The organism is Flagellimonas sp. (assembly GCF_965222555.1).
Taxonomy (GTDB): Bacteria; Bacteroidota; Bacteroidia; order Flavobacteriales; family Flavobacteriaceae; genus Flagellimonas.
This window is the reverse complement of sequence record NZ_CBDCUG010000004.1, coordinates 264,671-282,622: the sequence shown is the minus strand read 5'-3', so window position 1 is coordinate 282,622 and position 17,952 is coordinate 264,671. Positions and strand designations below refer to the sequence as shown.

Here is a 17,952-nt window from a genome sequence, read left to right as displayed (position 1 = left end):
TTTTATATTAAACCGCAGGCGCCATCTTGCGCTTGGAAATGTCCAACTCCTTCTTCAAAAACTTGGCTGTATAACTTTTATTGTCCTTGGCTACTTCTTCAGGAGTTCCCTTGGCAACGATCATTCCACCACCACGGCCACCTTCGTACCCAATATCAATGATATGGTCCATCATTTTGATAACGTCCATATTATGTTCTATGACCAAAATAGTATTTCCTTTGTCTACCAATTGGTTCAAAACTTCCATAAGTACCCTAATGTCTTCAAAGTGTAGCCCTGTAGTAGGCTCATCTAGAATGTAAAATGTGTTTCCAGTGTCCCTTTTGGAAAGTTCAGTAGCCAACTTTACCCGTTGTGCTTCACCTCCAGATAGGGTAGTGGATTGTTGTCCAAGAGAAATATAACCCAGACCAACATCTTTGATGGTCTTAAGTTTTCTATGGATTTTGGGAATATTTTCAAAGAAATCAACAGCTTCATTAATGGTCATTTCCAAGACATCCGCAATGGATTTTCCTTTGTACCTTATTTCCAAAGTCTCCCTATTGAAACGCTTCCCGTTACAGGTTTCGCATTCCACATAAACATCGGGTAAAAAGTTCATTTCAATGACTTTAAGGCCACCACCTTGACATGTTTCACACCTTCCTCCGGCTACATTAAAACTGAACCTTCCTGGTTTATAACCTCTTATGGTAGCTTCCGTGGTTTTAGCGAACAAGGCCCTAATCTCACTAAAAGTACCAGTATAGGTTGCGGGATTGGAGCGTGGAGTTCTACCAATGGGTGATTGATTGATATCAATGACCTTATCAATATGTTGTAATCCCGTTATCTTTTTATAGGGCATAGGTTTTTTGACCCCATTGAAGTAGTGGGCATTCATGATAGGGTAGAGGGTTTCATTGACCAAGGTGGATTTTCCACTACCAGATACCCCAGTGACCCCAATAAGTTTCCCTAGCGGAAATTCTGCGGTAACGTTTTTTAAATTATTTCCCGTGCAACCTGTAATCATTATTTTCTTTCCAGTTCCTTTTCTTCGATTTTGCGGAACAGGAATTTCCCTTTCACCGGTAATATACTCAGCAGTGAGGGTATGATGTTGCTTTAAGTCTTCAGGTCTTCCTTCGGAAATTATCTCTCCACCATGTCGTCCAGCTTTTGGACCAATATCAATTACATGGTCGGCATGTTCGATCATGTCCCTATCATGTTCCACTACAATTACTGAATTTCCAATATCACGAAGTGATACCAAGGAATTGATTAAGCGCTCATTATCTCTTTGATGCAATCCAATGCTCGGTTCATCCAAAATATAAAGCACTCCAACCAACTGAGACCCAATTTGTGTGGCCAGTCTAATACGTTGCGCTTCCCCTCCGGACAATGATTTTGAGCTTCTGTTCAGTGATAGATAATCCAGTCCCACATCCAATAAAAATTGAATTCGTGTCTTGATTTCCTTGACAATTTCCTCCGCAATTTTCTTTTGATTGCCTTCCAGATTGTTCTGCAGCTCATTGAAGAATGTGGCCAGCTCAGCAATATCCAGTTGGGCCAATTCTGCTATGTTTTTCTCTCCAATTTTAAAATAGAGGGATTCTTTTCGTAATCGCGCACCTTCACAATTGGGGCAGGAGACCTTGTCCATATATTCTTTGGCCCATCGTTTTATGGAGGTGGAATTGGCTTCATCAAACTGGGTTTTGATGAAGTTGGAAATTCCTTCGTAATCAATTTTATATTGCCGTTTTACACCCAAGGTTTTGGAATCGACCTCAAAACTATCTTTACCACCGTTCAGAATAACCTCCATGGCATCTGAAGGTATTTTTTTTATGGGATCCGTCAGTTCAAACTTATAGCGTTGAGCAATAGTTTCCAACTGTTTGAAGGCCCAGGATTTTTTATACTCACCCAATGGGGCAATTCCACCAGCTTTGATGGATAAATCTTTATTGGGAAATATCTTTTGTTCGTTGACCTCAAACACATGGCCCAGACCATTACACTTTGGGCACATACCCTTTGGTGAATTGAACGAAAAAGTATTCGGTTCCGGAGTAGGATAGGAGATGCCAGATGAAGGACACATTAAATCTCTACTAAAGTAGCGCGGGGTTTCTTCACCTTCCTCCAAGACCATGAGAACGTTATTGCCACTATACATGGCCGTATTAATGGTTTCATTCAACCGTTTATGGAAATCTTCGCTTTCCATTACTTTCAAACGGTCAATGACAATCTCAATATCATGGGTTTTGTAACGATCCACCTTCATGCCTTTGGTGATATCCAAAATTTCACCATCAACACGCACTTTTACAAAACCTTGCTTTGCAATCTGTTCAAAAAGCTCTCGGTAATGTCCTTTTCTGGATTTGACCACAGGGGCCAAGATGTTTATTTTCTTCTCCCGGTAAATGTCAATGATCAGGTTTTTAATCTGCTCATCGCTGTAGCTGACCATTTTTTCGCCGGTATTATAGCTGTAAGCATCTCCGGCACGGGCAAAAAGCAAACGTAAAAAATCATAAACCTCGGTAATGGTGCCCACCGTGGAACGAGGGGATTTTGAGGTGGTTTTTTGCTCAATGGCAATAACGGGAGAAAGACCGTCTATTTTATCAACATCAGGGCGTTCCAAACCGCCTAAAAATTGTCTTGCGTAGGCAGAAAAGGTTTCAATGTATCGACGTTGTCCTTCAGCATAAATGGTGTCAAAGGCCAAAGATGATTTTCCACTCCCGGAGAGCCCGGTAATAACGACCAGTTTTTCCCGTGGAATGGTGACATCTATGTTTTTTAGGTTGTGGACCCTTGCTCCCTTGACCTCAATATTTTCTTCGTAGTTAATCATAGCACAAGATGCTAAAGTACACATTTGAAGCTTAAAAAGGAAGTGAGGTTTGTTTTCGTTTTTGTTAATTGATGATGTATTTTTGGGTTCATGATAAACGTGTTGCTTCTCGACAACGCTCGGAGTGACCTATAAGCTTTTTTTACTATGAAATTATTGGGCATTGGCTCTAGAATTGACCATTCGGAATATGGAAAAGGTGTTGTGACCAACGTTACTTCCAAACATTATTGGGTAACTTTTTTGGAAAATGGTCTGGAAACCATTGACTTGGATTCAGAATTTGAAGTTATTGATGGGGTAGAGGATGAAGTAGACACTGTAAGCTTTTTTGATGTGGAACGCTCACTGGTAAGTATTTTAGAAAAGTGGAGCGACACCCATGAGAAAGTGGCCATTGCAGATAAATGGCGAGGGGGTAAATTGATTCTGGAGCCAGGAGATGATTTGGCCAACAAGGAAATGCCCATTGATACTTTTTTCCATAAGATTGTTATGGTCCGGGACCGTATCAGAGTAATGGAACAAAAAATTAATAGTAGTAAAAACCTGGATGATCAGGAAAAAATTGATCTACAGCAATACATTACCCGAATCTATGGAAGTTTGACCACATTCAATGTACTCTTTAAAAACAAGGGCGACCATTTTGTGGGAGAACGGAGCAAGTAAGGTAATCAATAGCCTTAATTTAAAATCTACGCAGTTTCTTTCTTTTCCGAAAGATACTTCCAATACCGTTTAGGTACATGTTGGGTATGTAATTTCCTATTGATTCTTGATTTTATATGAGTGCTTTTGAAATAATCATTCCAAAGGGTTTGGTAATCGTATTCCTCGCTTAAGAAAGCATCACTTTTATGGATTTTATTGAAATGTACCTGCTTTAAGTTTAGGGATACCATTTCTACATGCTCCAAGTTGTAGAAAATACCATATTTCCGTTTCACATCGTAAATCAGCCATTGTTGATCTGCATATCGATTTCTGAAATGTTTTGAAATCAATGGAAGCACATCAAAATCAGGTTCAATGTTGGCAAAGTAAATATCATCCTTCGTGAGCTGGAACCGAACAAAGGCTTCCATCCTATGTTTTTCACGCCCAACAGAACGGGCCAATTGGGAAATACGCAGCACAATGCCATCCGAATAATCCAATTGCTTACCATTTTTGGAGGCCATTAGTTTTTGGATATAGGTGTAAAGGGTAAGTTCTACTCCTTCGGCTTCGCTCAAAAAAGCGAAATAGACATTGGTAATGGCATTATGGCTCTTGTTTCGGATACCGTTCCATACCCGTTTGGCCTTTTCCACATTGGTGAAAATAGTCTCCGTTTCTGAAAACAGTCCGTTTTGACCTTGCGAGTTCCGCTGAATGTCGGCCACATTAATTTTTTCTTCGAAGGACACGAAGATTGCAGTAAGGAAGCCATTGAAGCTTCCGTCGTAAATGAGGGTTTTAGATGGGTTCATAATCTATTCGTTTTTGATGTTTCTTATTTTTAATTCCATTATATCAATTGAATAATTGCAATTGTTGACTGTATTGCTTTCTAAATTTACCTTGTGAGTTCTGTAGAATCAGTCCTTTGATTTTATCAGCATCCAAATCCCGACGTTCCCAGTTTCTAGAATCACAAACAATAAAATATTTGGCCCGGTTGAGTGCCACACCTATCTTTTTAAGATGTTCCCATCCTAATTTTCGAAACTGCCTGGCCTTTATAATTTTATCAACCGATAGCATACCAATTCCTGGCACCCTGGCCAATAATGGCCTGTCCGCTTTGTTGATGTCCACCGGAAAATGATGTAGGTTCCTTAGCGCCCAAGACAGTTTAGGGTCTATATCAACATCCAAATTGGGATGTTCTTTATTCAGGATTTCATTGACTGCAAAACCATAAAATCTAAGAAGCCAATCCGTTTGGTACAATCTATTCTCCCGTAACATGGGAACTTGAGATCCAATGGACGGCAAACGGCTATCATTGGAAACGGGAACATAGCCAGAGTAGTAGACCCTTTTCATTTGATACATTTTATAATAGTAGGTTGCCGAATACATAATGTCTTTATCCGTTTCACCGGAAGCGCCAACAATCATTTGGGTGCTTTGTCCTGCAGGGGCATATTTTGGAGTGCTTTTAATGACTTTTCGCTCATTTTTATAGCGGTTCAATTCGTTTTTAACTTTTAACATGGGCTTGGTAAAGTCTTCATGTTTTTTATCTGGAGCCAAAAGCTTTAAACCGGAAATGGTGGGCACCTCTATGTTAACAGAAAGTCTATCCGCGTACAATCCAGCTTCATACATCAATTCATCACTCACCCCGGGAATAGACTTTAAATGGATGTAGCCATTGAAATTTTCGTCTTTTCGAAGTTTTTTGGCAACGGCAACCAAACGCTCCATGGTGTAATCTGGATTCTTGAAGATTCCTGAGCTCAGAAAGAGCCCTTCAATATAATTTCTTCGGTAAAAATTGATGGTGAGATCTACAACTTCTTGAATTTTAAAAGCGGCTCTTTGTACATCATTGCTTTTACGGGTAACACAATAGGCACAATCATAAATGCAATGGTTGGTCAACAGGATTTTCAAGAGTGATATACATCTACCATCCTCCGTATAACTGTGGCAGATGCCCATTCTGGACGCATTCCCCAACCCATTGTCCTTGTTGGTGCGATCACTGCCACTACTGGCACAGGACACATCATATTTTGCAGCGTCGGCTAGAATGTTCAGTTTTTCTTGAATGCGTTTAAAATTCATTACTTGGAAATATTCCAATCAAAATTATGGAAATATTCCAAATAATGGAAATAATCCAATAAATATTTTGGAAATAATCCAAAAAGTCTATTTTTGTAGTATGGAGAACGAACTGACCTTAAAACGATTTATAGAGATACGAAGGGAGTTGGGCCGTACCCAAACCGAGTTTGCACAGTTGTTGGGTGTTAAAAATACCACGGCCGATATAGAGCGGGGGAGAACCAAGTTATCTGGTAAAGTAGTGGCCGAATTGTTGCGACAGTTTAAAATCAATCCATTATGGTTGTTTGGAGAAAGTGACCAAAAACATTTGGAAACTTCAAAAACCAGTGTGATTCCTAAAGTAGTAACCGTTGATAGTGCAGAGCAAGATAATATGGTCTTGGTCAACGCCAAGGCGGCTGCCGGCTATCCACAGAATATTCAAGATACAAGCTGGTACCAACAATTACCTGCCTTTGATATGCCCATTCCAGAGTTTAGAAATGCGACTTATCGTGGATTTCAGGTAGAAGGGGATAGTATGTTGCCCAATTTAAGACCTGGAGAATGGGTGTTGGCCAGGGCGATAGAACATATTGATCATGTAAGTTCAAATAAAATGTATGTAGTTGTCCTACAGGATTCTGTAATGGTGAAAAAGATTGAAAGAAAGCCAAATTCCAATAATATTACCTTGGTGTCCCTTAACGAAACCTACCCTCCATATGACATTAAACCTTTTCAGATACAGGAAATATGGGAGGTAAGCAGTAAGCTAACTTTCAATGTTGATGCCACTACGGAAACTGGGTTGCTACGACAGCTCCAACAATCTATGGAGGAATTGAAAAAGCAGGTAGGGCAGGTTAAGAGTGATACGTAACCGTCTTTTTTACCTGTTCGTCATAGGTGCTTTCAAATATCTTATCCGCATTGGCAGATTCAAAACCTTCACGCAAGTGTTCACGCTTTAAAAGACTTTTGTCCATTGTTTGGAACTCAGGTAAGGGTAATCGCTCCGCAAATTCCACGTAACTACCGGCAATTTTCATTTGCTCACCGTTGGCAAATGTGGCATTGACCATTTTGGCAACTGAACTACTTTGTTTTAAAAGACCATCTTTACTGGTTTTTGTTTTGCCTCCAGCTGTGTTTAGCACAATGCCAATCTCCTCTAAAAAGGCATTGAACTTTTCAAGTTTGTTGTAAGGCTCTGGTAAGGCATGTACACTTATGGTATAATGATTCAAATAATACCTGTTATAAATTACCCAGGCAGCGTATTCACTTTCCTTACCCAATTCCAAAAAATCATCCACGGTAGGAGCTTCCCATAGTGGTTGATAAAAGAACTGCCCAACTTCGTTTGGGTTATCAAAATTGAGGGCATCAACAGGGTCTTTTACAATATGTTGTGTATGTTTTTTAATGATGGATTGTGCATTTTGGGTTAAATCATTGACCCTTAGCTCACTTATAAAAATTCTTGGATACTTTGGACTTGGTGGTGCGTACCAATAGGCATCCAATTTCTTTTCTTCAAAGTAAAATGCATCTTTTCTTTGGTAACCATAAGCAAGAAAGATTTTTTCCAAGGATTTAATACCAAGGTTGGGAACACCTAGCGTTCGGAACGCAATATGATCGTTGATGATATCTTCTTCCTTATGGATCAAGCCCTTGTTGATTATTGCAGCACTGATGGTTTCCACATCTGAAACACTTTCTTTATATGGGTCAAAAATGGCTTTTAGAACGATTTCTAATGGAGTATTGTCATTGAATTGCATGGCACGAATTTATTTGTGTACAAAACTAATTGTATATTTAATCACATTTAATTATTATTTTATAATAAATGATTAGTTTAAATAATCAATTAGAAATTAGGCACCTGCACTATTTTCTTGTTTTGGCGGAGACTTTGCATTATGGGCATGCGGCGGAGCGTTTGTTGATTTCGCAATCAGCATTGAGTCAACAAATCCAAAGACTTGAGGTAATAGTGAAGCAGCCACTTTTTAAAAGGAGCAACAGAAGTGTAGAATTAAACCGAGCAGGTCAGTTGTTCAAAAAGGAAGCCGAGATTGTTATTGGTCAGCTAAATAGTTCCATGGAGCGTTGGAACCTTGCACTGGAGGGGCATTCTGGCATGTTGAAGATTGGTTTTGTGGGTTCTGCGATGCAAGAATACCTTCCAAAGAAAATTAAAGAATTGAGTGAACGGCATCCTAAAATCAAATTTGTGTTACAAGAAGGAAGTAATCAAATTCAATTGGAACAGCTTGAAAAAAATCTATTGGATATTGGTTTCATGAGATCTAACGAAGTACCCGAAATCATGAATTTTAAGTCGGTGGCAGTGGAGAATCTCTGTGTAGTATTGCCCAAGGAACATCCCATTACCAATGCAAACTTTAAGAGTATAGAACAGTTTTCCCAAGAATCTTTTATTCTTTTTCCCAATCAACAAAGTCAGTTATATTACCAACAAATTATAAGTTTATGCGCCAGTCATGGCTTTATGCCGAAAATTTCGCACCAATCCATTCATGGTCCTACTATTTTTAAACTGGTGGAAAGTGGATTGGGTATTTCCGTTGTGCCAAAATCCCTTACCCTGGCAACTAAATATAAAGTACGGTTCATTGAATTGGAGGATGAACCTTTTAAAACTGAACTTTTTGCAGTGTGGAAAAAGAAAACAAACAACGAGGCACTTGGTATTTTTCTAAAATTATTGGGGTCAAAAATATAACCCAGGTATAATAGCAACCGCAACAATTCAAGAAAGAAGAACCAGGGATATCTTCGCCTTATAGCCTCTTCTTTATTTGGTTTATTATTTCTATAATTCCTTGCCTTTTCTATTGGCCCAAAAAGGTTTAAGATAGCCATCACGAAGCATCAAAGTATCTTTATTATATACAAGCTCTTTGGCAATGTAGTGGTTGTTTGGTAGTTTTTTTGTTCTAAAAACTGTGACTTCTACTTCACTATCCTTACTATCAGAAACAAAATTGTAGATTTTTGTGGTTGGTCCCAAGTGTACATTAAAAACAGCTTCATCAGATTTGATGAGCAAATGCGTTCCTGAGATGGATTTACCAACGGTGAACGTACAGGGGCCTCTTTTAATTTCTTGCACTGTTCCCTTTAATGTTACAAAATCGGGGATTGCCTTTTGACTTGCCAAGCCATCCGATTCTCCCATTCCTTTTTGGGAATATGCTGTTGTACAAAAGACCATTACCCAGATCAAAACCATAAACTTGCTAAAATTACCCATGACTTCTATATTTTAATTAGGAACTAAAGTAGGAGCCAAGTGCAATCTTTCCAATGACCTAGATCATGGAGACTGATTTTGGTTCTTTTTTGAGTGGATTCAAATTAAAACAGTCTTTTCTTTATACTAGTTGCCAAAATATTTGCTGCTTCTGGAAAAAGCCTAAACCATAGCTCTGGTTCAAAAATTTCCAGTTCCGCCAAGGCTAGATTCCCGTCGTTATCCCTAAAAATATCCACCCGGGCATAAATTGGGATTTCTGGGGCGGCCATTGCAGTCTTTTCCGCAAAGCTAATTTCTTCCTGAGTAGGGTTATATTCTTGAACACTGCCACCAAAATCGTCCTGCACCCTAAAATCTCCCTGCTTTGCAATCTTCAAAACAGCATTAGTGAACTTACCGTTGAAGACCATCATGGATATTTCCCCTTTGGTTACAATATTATGTTGAAACTCTTGCAGCATCATGGCTTCATTGGCGATTAATTCTTGAAAAAGCTCCTCGTATTGTGTTGTTTCCGAAGGAAGAATCTTATAAGTGTGTCTTGCACCACCCGAAATACACGGTTTTAGCACCATGGCGGTTTTGTTGAAACCATAATTTTCAATGGCCTCTCTATATGTATCGGATAATGTTGTTTTTTGACCTTGTTCTATGAACAAAGTTTTGGGAATGGCAATACCATTGGCAGCCAAATCTTTCATATAGTGCTTATCTATATTCCAATTAATGAGTTCTTTGGAGTTGATGAGCTTTGTTTTGCTGGAAACATGATTCAACCAGTTGGAAAACTCCGAAAAACGATTGAAACAGTCCCAAGTACTTCTGAAAATTGCATATTTTGTAGTTGTCCAATCAAAATCAGGGTCGTCCCACGACTTTCTTGTAACATTAAGCTCTAATTGCTTTAGTGCATCAAGAACAAGTTGATCCTCTAAGAGTACATTTTCTATGCTTGGATTACGTTCTTGGGGATTTACATACCTTGGATCGGTAAGGATTACAACATCGTAGTTCACTATACCATAATTTAGAAGCCTACTGCAGTATCATCACCTCGTTTATCTGCTCCACCTTCCAAACTGCCATCGGGTAAAACTCTTATCGCATCAACTTTGCCAATGATTCTATTTCTGCCCTCATGTATTTCGTATCCTTTTTGTGTCAATCCAGTTTTCACCTTATCTGAAAACCCTTCTTCTTCAAACGAAATTAAATCTGGAAGCCATTGGTGGTGAAATCTAGGTGCATTCACCGCCTCTTGCATGCTCAAATCGAATTCATATACGTTGAGAATTGTTTGGGCAACAGCGGTAATTATGGTTGAACCTCCTGGGGTACCCACAACCATGTAAAGTTTACCATCTTTTTCCACAATAGTGGGAGTCATGCTGCTCAACATGCGTTTTTCGGGAGCTATGCTGTTTGCTTCTGCGCCAATGAGTCCAAACATATTGGGGATTCCCGGTTTGGCACTAAAATCATCCATTTCGTTGTTCAAAAAGAAGCCAAGCTCATCGGAATATAGTTTTGAACCATAACCTCCATTCAATGTTGTGGTAGCCGAAATTGCATTTCCTTCACTATCCACAATAGAGTAATGTGTGGTTTCAGAACTTTCAATAATTTCAACTTCACCATGGGATACTTCCGAGGATAGCGTTGCCTTGTCAAAGGAAAAATTCTGCATACGTTCTTCGAGGTAGGAGTTGCTCAACAGCACATCCAAGGGGATATCCACAAAATCTGGGTCACCCAAAAAGTAGTTGCGGTCGGCATAGGCACGTCTGGCGGCTTCGGTAAATAACTGAATGGACTTGACCGAGTTATGCCCATACTTAGAAATATTATAGGGTTCCAGCATCTTGAATATTTGGTTGATGGTTACTCCACCACTACTAGGTGGACTCATGGAAATGATTCGTAAGTCCTTATATTTAAAGACGACGGGCTGTCTCCATTTGGCTTCATACTTTGCCAAATCTTCTTCCGTAACAAACCCTCCTTTTTCTTGTATAAATGTTGCTAGTTTTTCGGCAATCTCTCCTGTGTAAAATCCATCCCTTCCCTTTTCTAGAACCTTTTCCAACGTCTTTGCAAGAGCAGGATATTTTATGGTATCTCCAGCTTGATAGGTAGCGGCAAATTTGGTACTGTCACCATTCACGGCAATAATACGTTCTCGATAGCTTTCCAATCTTTTTGCTTGTTTTTCGGTAACAACTAGACCTTTCTTGGCCAATTTGATGACAGGTGTCATAATATCGGATAGGGGCAGGGAGCCGAATTTTTTGTGTACCTCCATAACTCCGGCCACTGTTCCCGGTACACCAACAGCAGTGGCACCTACGGTGCTCATATCTGGAATCACATTGCCCAAAGAATCTAAATACATGTCCTTGTGAGCAGAAAGAGGGGCTTTTTCCCTATAGTCTATTGCCCCTAGATCTCCATTGTTCTTCCGGTAGACCATAAATCCACCTCCTCCAAGGTTTCCTGCAAAGGGATAGGCAACGGCCAAAGCCAGTTCTGTTGCTACCATGGCATCAAAGGCGTTACCACCTTTTTCCATAATTTCAGAGCCTATTCTGGAAGCTTCTTCACGGGCTGAGACCACCATGGCTTTTTCAGTAATCAATCCAGTTGGTTGGGCTGGTTGTTTTTTACAGTTTATGAATAATAGTAGAAATGGGACTACAAGTATCAGTCTTCGCATAGAGAGATAAATTTTTGGTGGGAAAAGGTAATCAATTCTTCAAAAAACAGCACAAATTCGTTTTCAAAAGCTTCATAATGTTCTTCAAGGTCCAAAACGGCAAAATTCATTTTGGATTTATTTTTTGTCCTTCGGTTCATTCCGTCAAGAACCTTTGAAATCCCTTTAAGATTGGAATAGCTCAACAACCAATTGTCCGTGATCATATAGGGCATCATACGTTGGGTAGCCAAAGGCAACATATTGAAATTATCTTCCAACAGGTCATAAAAATCATCAACATATTTTTCCAAGGGAACATCTGAATAGTTGAACCAATTTTTGGCCAAAAAATGATCATAAAAAATATCCACGATAACCCTACTGTAATGACTGTAATTTTTATGAAGCCTTTTGCTGCTCTGTTTTGCAATGGGATGGGAGTCTGTATACGTGTCGATTTCCCGGTGCAATAAAATTCCTTTTTGAATTTTTTCAGGGAAATGTTTGAATTTATTCCCCCTGATATGGTCTGCAAAGAAATTGCCCAAGGTAATTTCCTTATCGCCAAAGGACAGATAAATGTGGGCAAGAAAGTTCACGGGTACAATTTTGATTTCTTTGTGAAATTTACAAATTAGAAACCTTCAATAGGGGATAGGCTTTTATATTTGCAAAAACTTTTTAACAATTATGACGCTGATCAAATCAATTTCTGGAATACGAGGAACCATCGGAGGTACAACCAGTGATAATTTAACCCCAATAGATGCCGTAAAATTTGCGGCTGCATATGGTACTTGGCTAAAAGAGTATTCAGGAAAGGATGATTTGACCGTGGTAATTGGCCGTGATGCGCGTTTGTCCGGTGAGATGATTCAGAATTTGGTGGTATCTACCTTGGTAGGACTTGGGATTGATGTGATTGATTTGGACCTTTCTACGACTCCAACCGTTGAAATAGCCGTTCCTTTGGAAAAAGCGGATGGCGGAATTATCCTAACCGCAAGTCATAATCCAAAACAATGGAACGCACTTAAACTGTTGAACGAGCGCGGTGAGTTTTTGGATGCAAAACAGGGAGCAGTGATTTTGGAACTGGCTGAAAAAGAAGACTTCAATTTTGCGGAGGTGGATGATTTGGGTAAAATCACCAAAAATGATTCCTATATCGATGTGCATATTGATGAAGTATTGAACCTTTCCCTTGTTGATAAAGAAGTAATCAAAAAAGCAGGTTTTAAAGTGGTTGTTGATGGTGTCAACTCCACAGGGGGAATTGCCATTCCAAAACTATTGGAAGAATTGGGAGTAGAGGTAATAAAATTGTATTGCGACCCAACCGGTCACTTTCCACATAACCCGGAGCCACTAAAAGAGCACTTGAAAGATATCTGTGATTTGGTGGTAAAGGAACAAGCCGATTTTGGTATTGTGGTAGATCCGGATGTGGATCGATTGGCATTTATCAGCAATGATGGTGAAATGTTTGGTGAGGAATACACTTTGGTGGCTTGTGCGGATTACGTATTGAGCAAGACCCAAGGAAACACAGTTTCCAATTTATCCTCTACCAGAGCACTTCGCGATATTACGGAAAAGCACGGGGGAACTTATGATGCTGCAGCTGTTGGGGAGGTCAACGTCGTCACCAAGATGAAGTCTAACAATGCCATAATAGGAGGAGAGGGCAACGGTGGAATCATTTATCCGGAGAGTCATTATGGAAGGGACGCCTTGGTTGGAACTGCCTTATTTTTAATGTTGATGGCGGAAAAAGGAGGCACGGTGGCAGAGCTGAGAGCTAGCTACCCCAGCTACTTTATGAGCAAAAAGAAAATACAGCTTACTCCTGATCTTGATGTTGATGCATTGTTGAGTGCCATGAATGACAAATACAAAAATGAGCAGGTATCAACCATAGATGGGGTCAAAATTGATTTCCCTGAGAATTGGGTACATCTGCGTAAGTCAAATACCGAGCCTATAATTAGGGTTTATACCGAAGCAAAATCCCAAGCGGAAGCAGATGGTCTGGCAGACAAAATTATTGGTGAAATCAAAGAAGTGGCCGGGTTGGATTAAAGCTGTTTATCCAGATCATAAATGATGTCCACATCGTGGAAATCGGAATGGGAAATATCGGTTCTTTTATCGGAATCCATCCATAACTTCCATGTACCGTTTTCCTTTCTTAGGCCTACGTTGAAATAACCGTAGCCGCGAGGCACCAAATTTTCATCATCCTTTCGTTTTGAGCTAAATCGATAGTAGCCTGTTTGGTATGCTAGGTCTTGGCTTTCATCCATAGCTGTGGAAAGAATAGCAAATGCAATACCCAATTGACCTCCACGTTGTTTTACGTTGTCTAGAAAACCTCCAAAGTGTTCCAAATAGCTCTCACCCGTCTTAATTTCGTTCTGATCAATGGTTATTCGAACAATATCCTTGGTGTGAATGGATTTTAATTTATCCGAATCCAAATCGGCATAGGCCTCCATAAAAGGAATCCAGACATCAGTTTCGATGGATTCAATAATTTCTTTTGGAACTTCATTTTGCTGGGCAGATGCAAAACCTACCATTAAAAATAGTGTGATAGTAAAGAGATGTTTCATTTTTTGATTTTTGAATTGGAGATAATTTATGAAACAATCTCTTGGAAGCTAACAACTTTAAGAAAAGTTTATGCGTCCAAATTACTTTCTAAATAGGCACTTCGTACAACTTTTGCTGTTTTGTGATCTCCGGTATGACTCCACCCAGGAGGCATTATTAGATAACGAAATTTATTTGTTAGACCTGGGGCGTTAACAACATCCTTGGCCAAAGCTATGATTTCACCGAAGTAGACATCAATAAAATTTCCGGAATCCATTTCTCGTGTGATTCCATATTCAATTTGTACACTTTTTTGTTCTTCCTGATATGTCCCGAAAACTTTGTCCCAAACATTGAGAAGGTTACAAAAATTGGTGTCCATATATAACGGATTTCTGGCATGGTGTACCCTATGATGGGATGGAGTAAGCATGATTTTGTTCAAAAATCCAAACCTGGCATCTTTAATAAGGTTTTCCCCAATATGGATAAAGGCACCATACGTTCCATCAATAAACATTACGGTAAACAAAAGCTCTGGTTGTACTCCCAAGAGGATGCATACCGTCGTACGGATGGTATCGGCATAAGGGGCCTCCAAAAAAAAGTGCGCATGCGTAACAGAGAGGTTCATTTCCTCCGGAGCATGGTGTGTGGAATGCAGACACCAAAAAAGTCGCACTTTATGTCCTAGGTAGTGATATACAAAATGACCCAATTCCCAAACAACATAGGCATAGATAAACCAATACCATGTGTTACTTGTTTTCAAAATGGCGTAGGAACTAAAAACCCCAATGCAAAATGTTACCATGGCTATGGCTATAAAACGCCCAACAAACCGATTGAAGATGTAAATAAGGAAATTTACTTTGTAGACTTTGATTTGTGGTTTTTTATAAATCAACCCCACCACAAATTCCAATAAAAGCAACAATGGAATTATGGGATATATGAGTGACGCAATACCATCATAAGTTTTGAATGCAGCATAGTCCCCGCTTTTTAGAATTTCCAAAGCTTGGGTTATCCCTAAAAACCCAGTTATTTCTTCCAGTAATGTTGATAAGATTTCCATACCTGAAGTATATGGAATTTAGTGCTTAAGCTTTGCAAAATTTAGACAAACAGCGTTATACGGCTTATCAATAAGTCATTTTTCCCAACTAACATTCTGCAATTGGGCCAGTTAGCATGTTTCAAGTAAGTCTTCGTTAAAGTAACCCACTTTTCCAATGGACCACATTCCCATTGTGAACTGCATCCAATCCCATCTGTACACAAATTGCAGCCTTTGCACCACTGATAACATTGGATTTTGGCATGGTATTACTCAAAATACTCTGCTTAAAATCTAGTAATGCCTGTTTGCTAGGGTCCAAATGTTCTACCTCAATGGGAGCACCTTTGTCCTGGTTCCATTTAATGGTAGCACCAGAAACGCCATCAACTTCTCCCAATTCCTTGGATTTTTCTTTTTTCTCCGGATAGAACCATGCTTTTGTGTAATCTATGGTTATTGTGCCCTTATCTCCAAGAACTTTTATTTGGTAATCGTCCTTTGAATTGCTGGTCAAGCAAGTAAATTTTGCCCTTACCCCGTTGGGATATGTATAGATCATATGGACATTATCAAAGGTCTCCCGACCATCTTTCCAATAATCAATACCACCATCTCCAACTACTTTGGAGGGCACTGCATCCAACACCCAATTACAAAAATCCAATTGGTGTGAGCAGAGTTCAGCCAGTAATCCCCCAGAGAATTCCTTGTACATGCGCCAGTTAATAGCTCTTTCCAATTCAGGGCTTGGAACAGGTCTACGCCAATTTCCATTTCGATTCCATTGGCATTCAATGGCAGTTATTTTTCCAATTTTTCCATTCTGAATTAAATCAACCACATGAGAGTACAGCCTTGAGCTGTGATATTGGTGTCCTGTCTGGAAAATATGCTTTGATTTTGAAGCTTTGGCAACTAAACTTTTTATGGCTTCATAACCCTTTACCATCGTTTTTTCGCAATACACATGTTTTCCGGCATCCAAGGCATCAAGGGCTATTTGGGAATGCTCACTAAATGGGGTGGCTACCAAAACTGCATCGATATTTTTATCGTTTAAGAGCGTTTTGTAATCGGAGTAAGCCTTTGCCTTGCCTTCAACTTTCCCCATTGCATTTTTCAATCTGAAGGGTAGTATATCGCAGCAGGCTGTTACTTTCATTCCTTCAATTTTATTGATAATGGGAATTAGCCCACCTCCGCGATCGCCAGTGCCTATGATACCAATATTGATAACATTACTCTTTGATGGATATAGTATCCCCGCATTTATGGCAGATATCCCTGCAACGGCCATGCCAGTGCTTGTTACAAAATCTCTTCGTTTCATTTTTTAAAGTTTAGGCTCCCAACCTTTTGCATATTCCCTTTTCCAACTCTTTTTCATAATGGCGTCATCATTGAGCACTTTTCCCGTTTTTGAATCAATTTCCAATGAGTGCCCGGCATCTTGCGCCATATTGCCTAAATGACATAGCATGGTAGAAATACTGGCATCATTAATATCTGATTTCAATGATTCGTCCTTTCTAATGGCATTAAAAAAGTTGCCTACATGATCCACATCCAACCCTCCAATCCCTTGGGTATTGGTAGTTGCGCTTTGTGTTTTTTCAAATTCCAATTTAATTGGATTTCCAGCAAGATCATATAATTTATAAAAATTTCTGCTCAACTCAATGCTTCCCTTACTTCCATAAATGGTAACACCTCTTCCAGGGCGTTCAGGTTTCATGATCCCTCGACTATGACCAGTCCAAGTAATGAATTTATTTCCTGGAAAGGAATAGGTCACTTGTTGGTTATCCACAAATTCCCAATCGTCATCATAAGTATACTTTCCACCAAAAGAGGTCACTGAGGATGGTAGATCTACGTCAAGTGCCCAGCGGCAAATGTCTATTTCATGGGTACCGTTGTTATGAACCTCGCCCGTTCCCCAAGTGCGAAACCAATGCCAATTGTATGGGTGAATATTATCCCGATAACTTTCTCTTGGAGCAGGTCCTTGCCAGAGCTCCCAATCCAAGGTTTTGGGGATGCTAATTTCATTCCCTTTTCCTATGGAACCCCTATTGTTGGAATAATAGGCTTCGCCTTTGTAAACTTCGCCAATGGCCCCGCTTCGAATATCTGCTATTGCCGAAGCAGATGTTGCTGCAGATCGTTGCTGGTTTCCCATCTGTACTTTTTTACCATACTTGTTCTGGGCAGCCACCAGCAATTCATTTTCATGCGGGTTATGACTACAGGGCTTTTCAACATAAACGTGTTTTCCTGCCTGCATGGCCATAATGGACATAGGGGCGTGCCAGTGCTCTGGGGTGGCTATAAAAACAGCATCCACATCTTTATCTTCCAATATTTTCCGGAAATCTTTTTCAACTTTTGGAACATACCCAAGATTCTTTTGACACCATGCATTGTGTTCTTCAATTATGATATCGTCCACATCGCAGTTATATAAAATTTTAGCGTTGAGATCTTGATGTATGGCAATGCAATGTGCTTTTGCTCTACTTCGCACCCCAATAACTGCAACCCTTAAACGGTCATTAGCACCTAGAATATTAGAAAATCCCGTATTGGGCAGTAATATTCCTCCCAAGGCCAACCCTGTGGTGCCTGCGGTTGTTTTTTTGATAAAATTTCTTCTTGTACCCATGATA

At 39.7% G+C, this 17,952-nt stretch carries 16 protein-coding genes; 4 read left to right on the top strand and 12 right to left on the bottom strand.

Annotated features, from left to right (window positions below; translation table 11 throughout):
* Positions 1-7 precede the first annotated feature (7 nt).
* The gene (uvrA, locus tag ACOQO1_RS05725; protein WP_420601905.1) at positions 8-2,869 is read right to left on the bottom strand and encodes an excinuclease ABC subunit UvrA; all 2,862 of its coding nucleotides are present in this window, start codon (positions 2,867-2,869) and stop codon (positions 8-10) included.
* 147 nt (positions 2,870-3,016) lie between these two features.
* Between uvrA and ACOQO1_RS05720 the strand changes: the two genes are divergently transcribed.
* On the top strand, positions 3,017-3,541 hold the full coding sequence (locus tag ACOQO1_RS05720) for a hypothetical protein (protein ID WP_420601904.1): 525 nt from the start codon (positions 3,017-3,019) through the stop codon (positions 3,539-3,541).
* Between the two features lie 26 nt (positions 3,542-3,567).
* Here ACOQO1_RS05720 and ACOQO1_RS05715 read toward each other — a convergent pair whose 3' ends face one another.
* Both ACOQO1_RS05715 and ACOQO1_RS05710 read right to left on the bottom strand, forming a co-directional pair.
* Positions 3,568-4,344: a TIGR03915 family putative DNA repair protein gene (locus ACOQO1_RS05715; protein WP_420601903.1), complete on the bottom strand. Its 777-nt coding sequence runs from the start codon at positions 4,342-4,344 to the stop codon at positions 3,568-3,570.
* 43 nt (positions 4,345-4,387) lie between these two features.
* Positions 4,388-5,650, bottom strand: a complete 1,263-nt coding sequence (locus ACOQO1_RS05710) for a putative DNA modification/repair radical SAM protein (protein WP_420601902.1) — start codon at positions 5,648-5,650, stop codon at positions 4,388-4,390.
* A 100-nt stretch (positions 5,651-5,750) separates the two neighbouring features.
* Here ACOQO1_RS05710 and ACOQO1_RS05705 point away from each other — a divergent pair, with 100 nt between their 5' ends.
* Positions 5,751-6,518, top strand: coding sequence for an XRE family transcriptional regulator (locus ACOQO1_RS05705; protein WP_420602465.1), 768 nt, complete (start codon positions 5,751-5,753; stop codon positions 6,516-6,518).
* On the opposite strand, the gene ACOQO1_RS05700 is transcribed toward ACOQO1_RS05705, so the two are convergent.
* On the bottom strand, positions 6,502-7,425 hold the full coding sequence (locus ACOQO1_RS05700; RefSeq protein ID WP_420601901.1) for a DUF1338 domain-containing protein: 924 nt from the start codon (positions 7,423-7,425) through the stop codon (positions 6,502-6,504). The two genes, ACOQO1_RS05705 and ACOQO1_RS05700, sit on opposite strands and share 17 nt — an antisense overlap.
* Positions 7,426-7,493: 68 nt before the next feature.
* Between ACOQO1_RS05700 and ACOQO1_RS05695 the strand changes: the two genes are divergently transcribed.
* Positions 7,494-8,393, top strand: a complete 900-nt coding sequence (locus tag ACOQO1_RS05695; protein ID WP_420601900.1) for a LysR family transcriptional regulator — start codon at positions 7,494-7,496, stop codon at positions 8,391-8,393.
* Between the two features lie 90 nt (positions 8,394-8,483).
* Here the strand turns inward: ACOQO1_RS05695 and ACOQO1_RS05690 are convergent, their stop codons facing one another.
* The 4 genes from ACOQO1_RS05690 to ACOQO1_RS05675 all read right to left on the bottom strand — a co-directional run bounded on the left by ACOQO1_RS05690 (position 8,484) and on the right by ACOQO1_RS05675 (position 12,221).
* Complete coding sequence (locus ACOQO1_RS05690; RefSeq protein WP_420601899.1) at positions 8,484-8,924, bottom strand: hypothetical protein; 441 nt, start codon at positions 8,922-8,924, stop codon at positions 8,484-8,486.
* A gap of 104 nt (positions 8,925-9,028) precedes the next feature.
* The gene (locus tag ACOQO1_RS05685) at positions 9,029-9,943 is read right to left on the bottom strand and encodes an ATP-grasp domain-containing protein (RefSeq protein ID WP_420601898.1); all 915 of its coding nucleotides are present in this window, start codon (positions 9,941-9,943) and stop codon (positions 9,029-9,031) included.
* Between the two features lie 11 nt (positions 9,944-9,954).
* Positions 9,955-11,640: a gamma-glutamyltransferase gene (gene ggt / locus ACOQO1_RS05680; RefSeq protein WP_420601897.1), complete on the bottom strand. Its 1,686-nt coding sequence runs from the start codon at positions 11,638-11,640 to the stop codon at positions 9,955-9,957.
* The gene (locus tag ACOQO1_RS05675) at positions 11,628-12,221 is read right to left on the bottom strand and encodes an ACP phosphodiesterase (RefSeq protein ID WP_420601896.1); all 594 of its coding nucleotides are present in this window, start codon (positions 12,219-12,221) and stop codon (positions 11,628-11,630) included. The genes ggt and ACOQO1_RS05675 overlap by 13 nt, the downstream gene beginning before the upstream one ends.
* Before the next feature lie 91 nt (positions 12,222-12,312).
* Between ACOQO1_RS05675 and glmM the strand changes: the two genes are divergently transcribed.
* Complete coding sequence (gene glmM, locus ACOQO1_RS05670; RefSeq protein WP_420601895.1) at positions 12,313-13,704, top strand: phosphoglucosamine mutase; 1,392 nt, start codon at positions 12,313-12,315, stop codon at positions 13,702-13,704.
* On the opposite strand, the gene ACOQO1_RS05665 is transcribed toward glmM, so the two are convergent.
* The 4 genes from ACOQO1_RS05665 to ACOQO1_RS05650 all read right to left on the bottom strand — a co-directional run bounded on the left by ACOQO1_RS05665 (position 13,701) and on the right by ACOQO1_RS05650 (position 17,948).
* Complete coding sequence (locus ACOQO1_RS05665; protein WP_420601894.1) at positions 13,701-14,237, bottom strand: YybH family protein; 537 nt, start codon at positions 14,235-14,237, stop codon at positions 13,701-13,703. The genes glmM and ACOQO1_RS05665 overlap by 4 nt on opposite strands.
* Positions 14,238-14,305: 68 nt before the next feature.
* Positions 14,306-15,298, bottom strand: a complete 993-nt coding sequence (locus tag ACOQO1_RS05660; RefSeq protein ID WP_420601893.1) for a sterol desaturase family protein — start codon at positions 15,296-15,298, stop codon at positions 14,306-14,308.
* Positions 15,299-15,434: 136 nt separating this feature from the next.
* Entirely contained in the window at positions 15,435-16,613 is a 1,179-nt protein-coding gene (locus tag ACOQO1_RS05655) for a Gfo/Idh/MocA family protein (protein WP_420601892.1), read from the bottom strand.
* 3 nt (positions 16,614-16,616) lie between these two features.
* On the bottom strand, positions 16,617-17,948 hold the full coding sequence (locus tag ACOQO1_RS05650) for a Gfo/Idh/MocA family protein (RefSeq protein ID WP_420601891.1): 1,332 nt from the start codon (positions 17,946-17,948) through the stop codon (positions 16,617-16,619).
* Between the last annotated feature and the right edge of the window lie 4 nt (positions 17,949-17,952).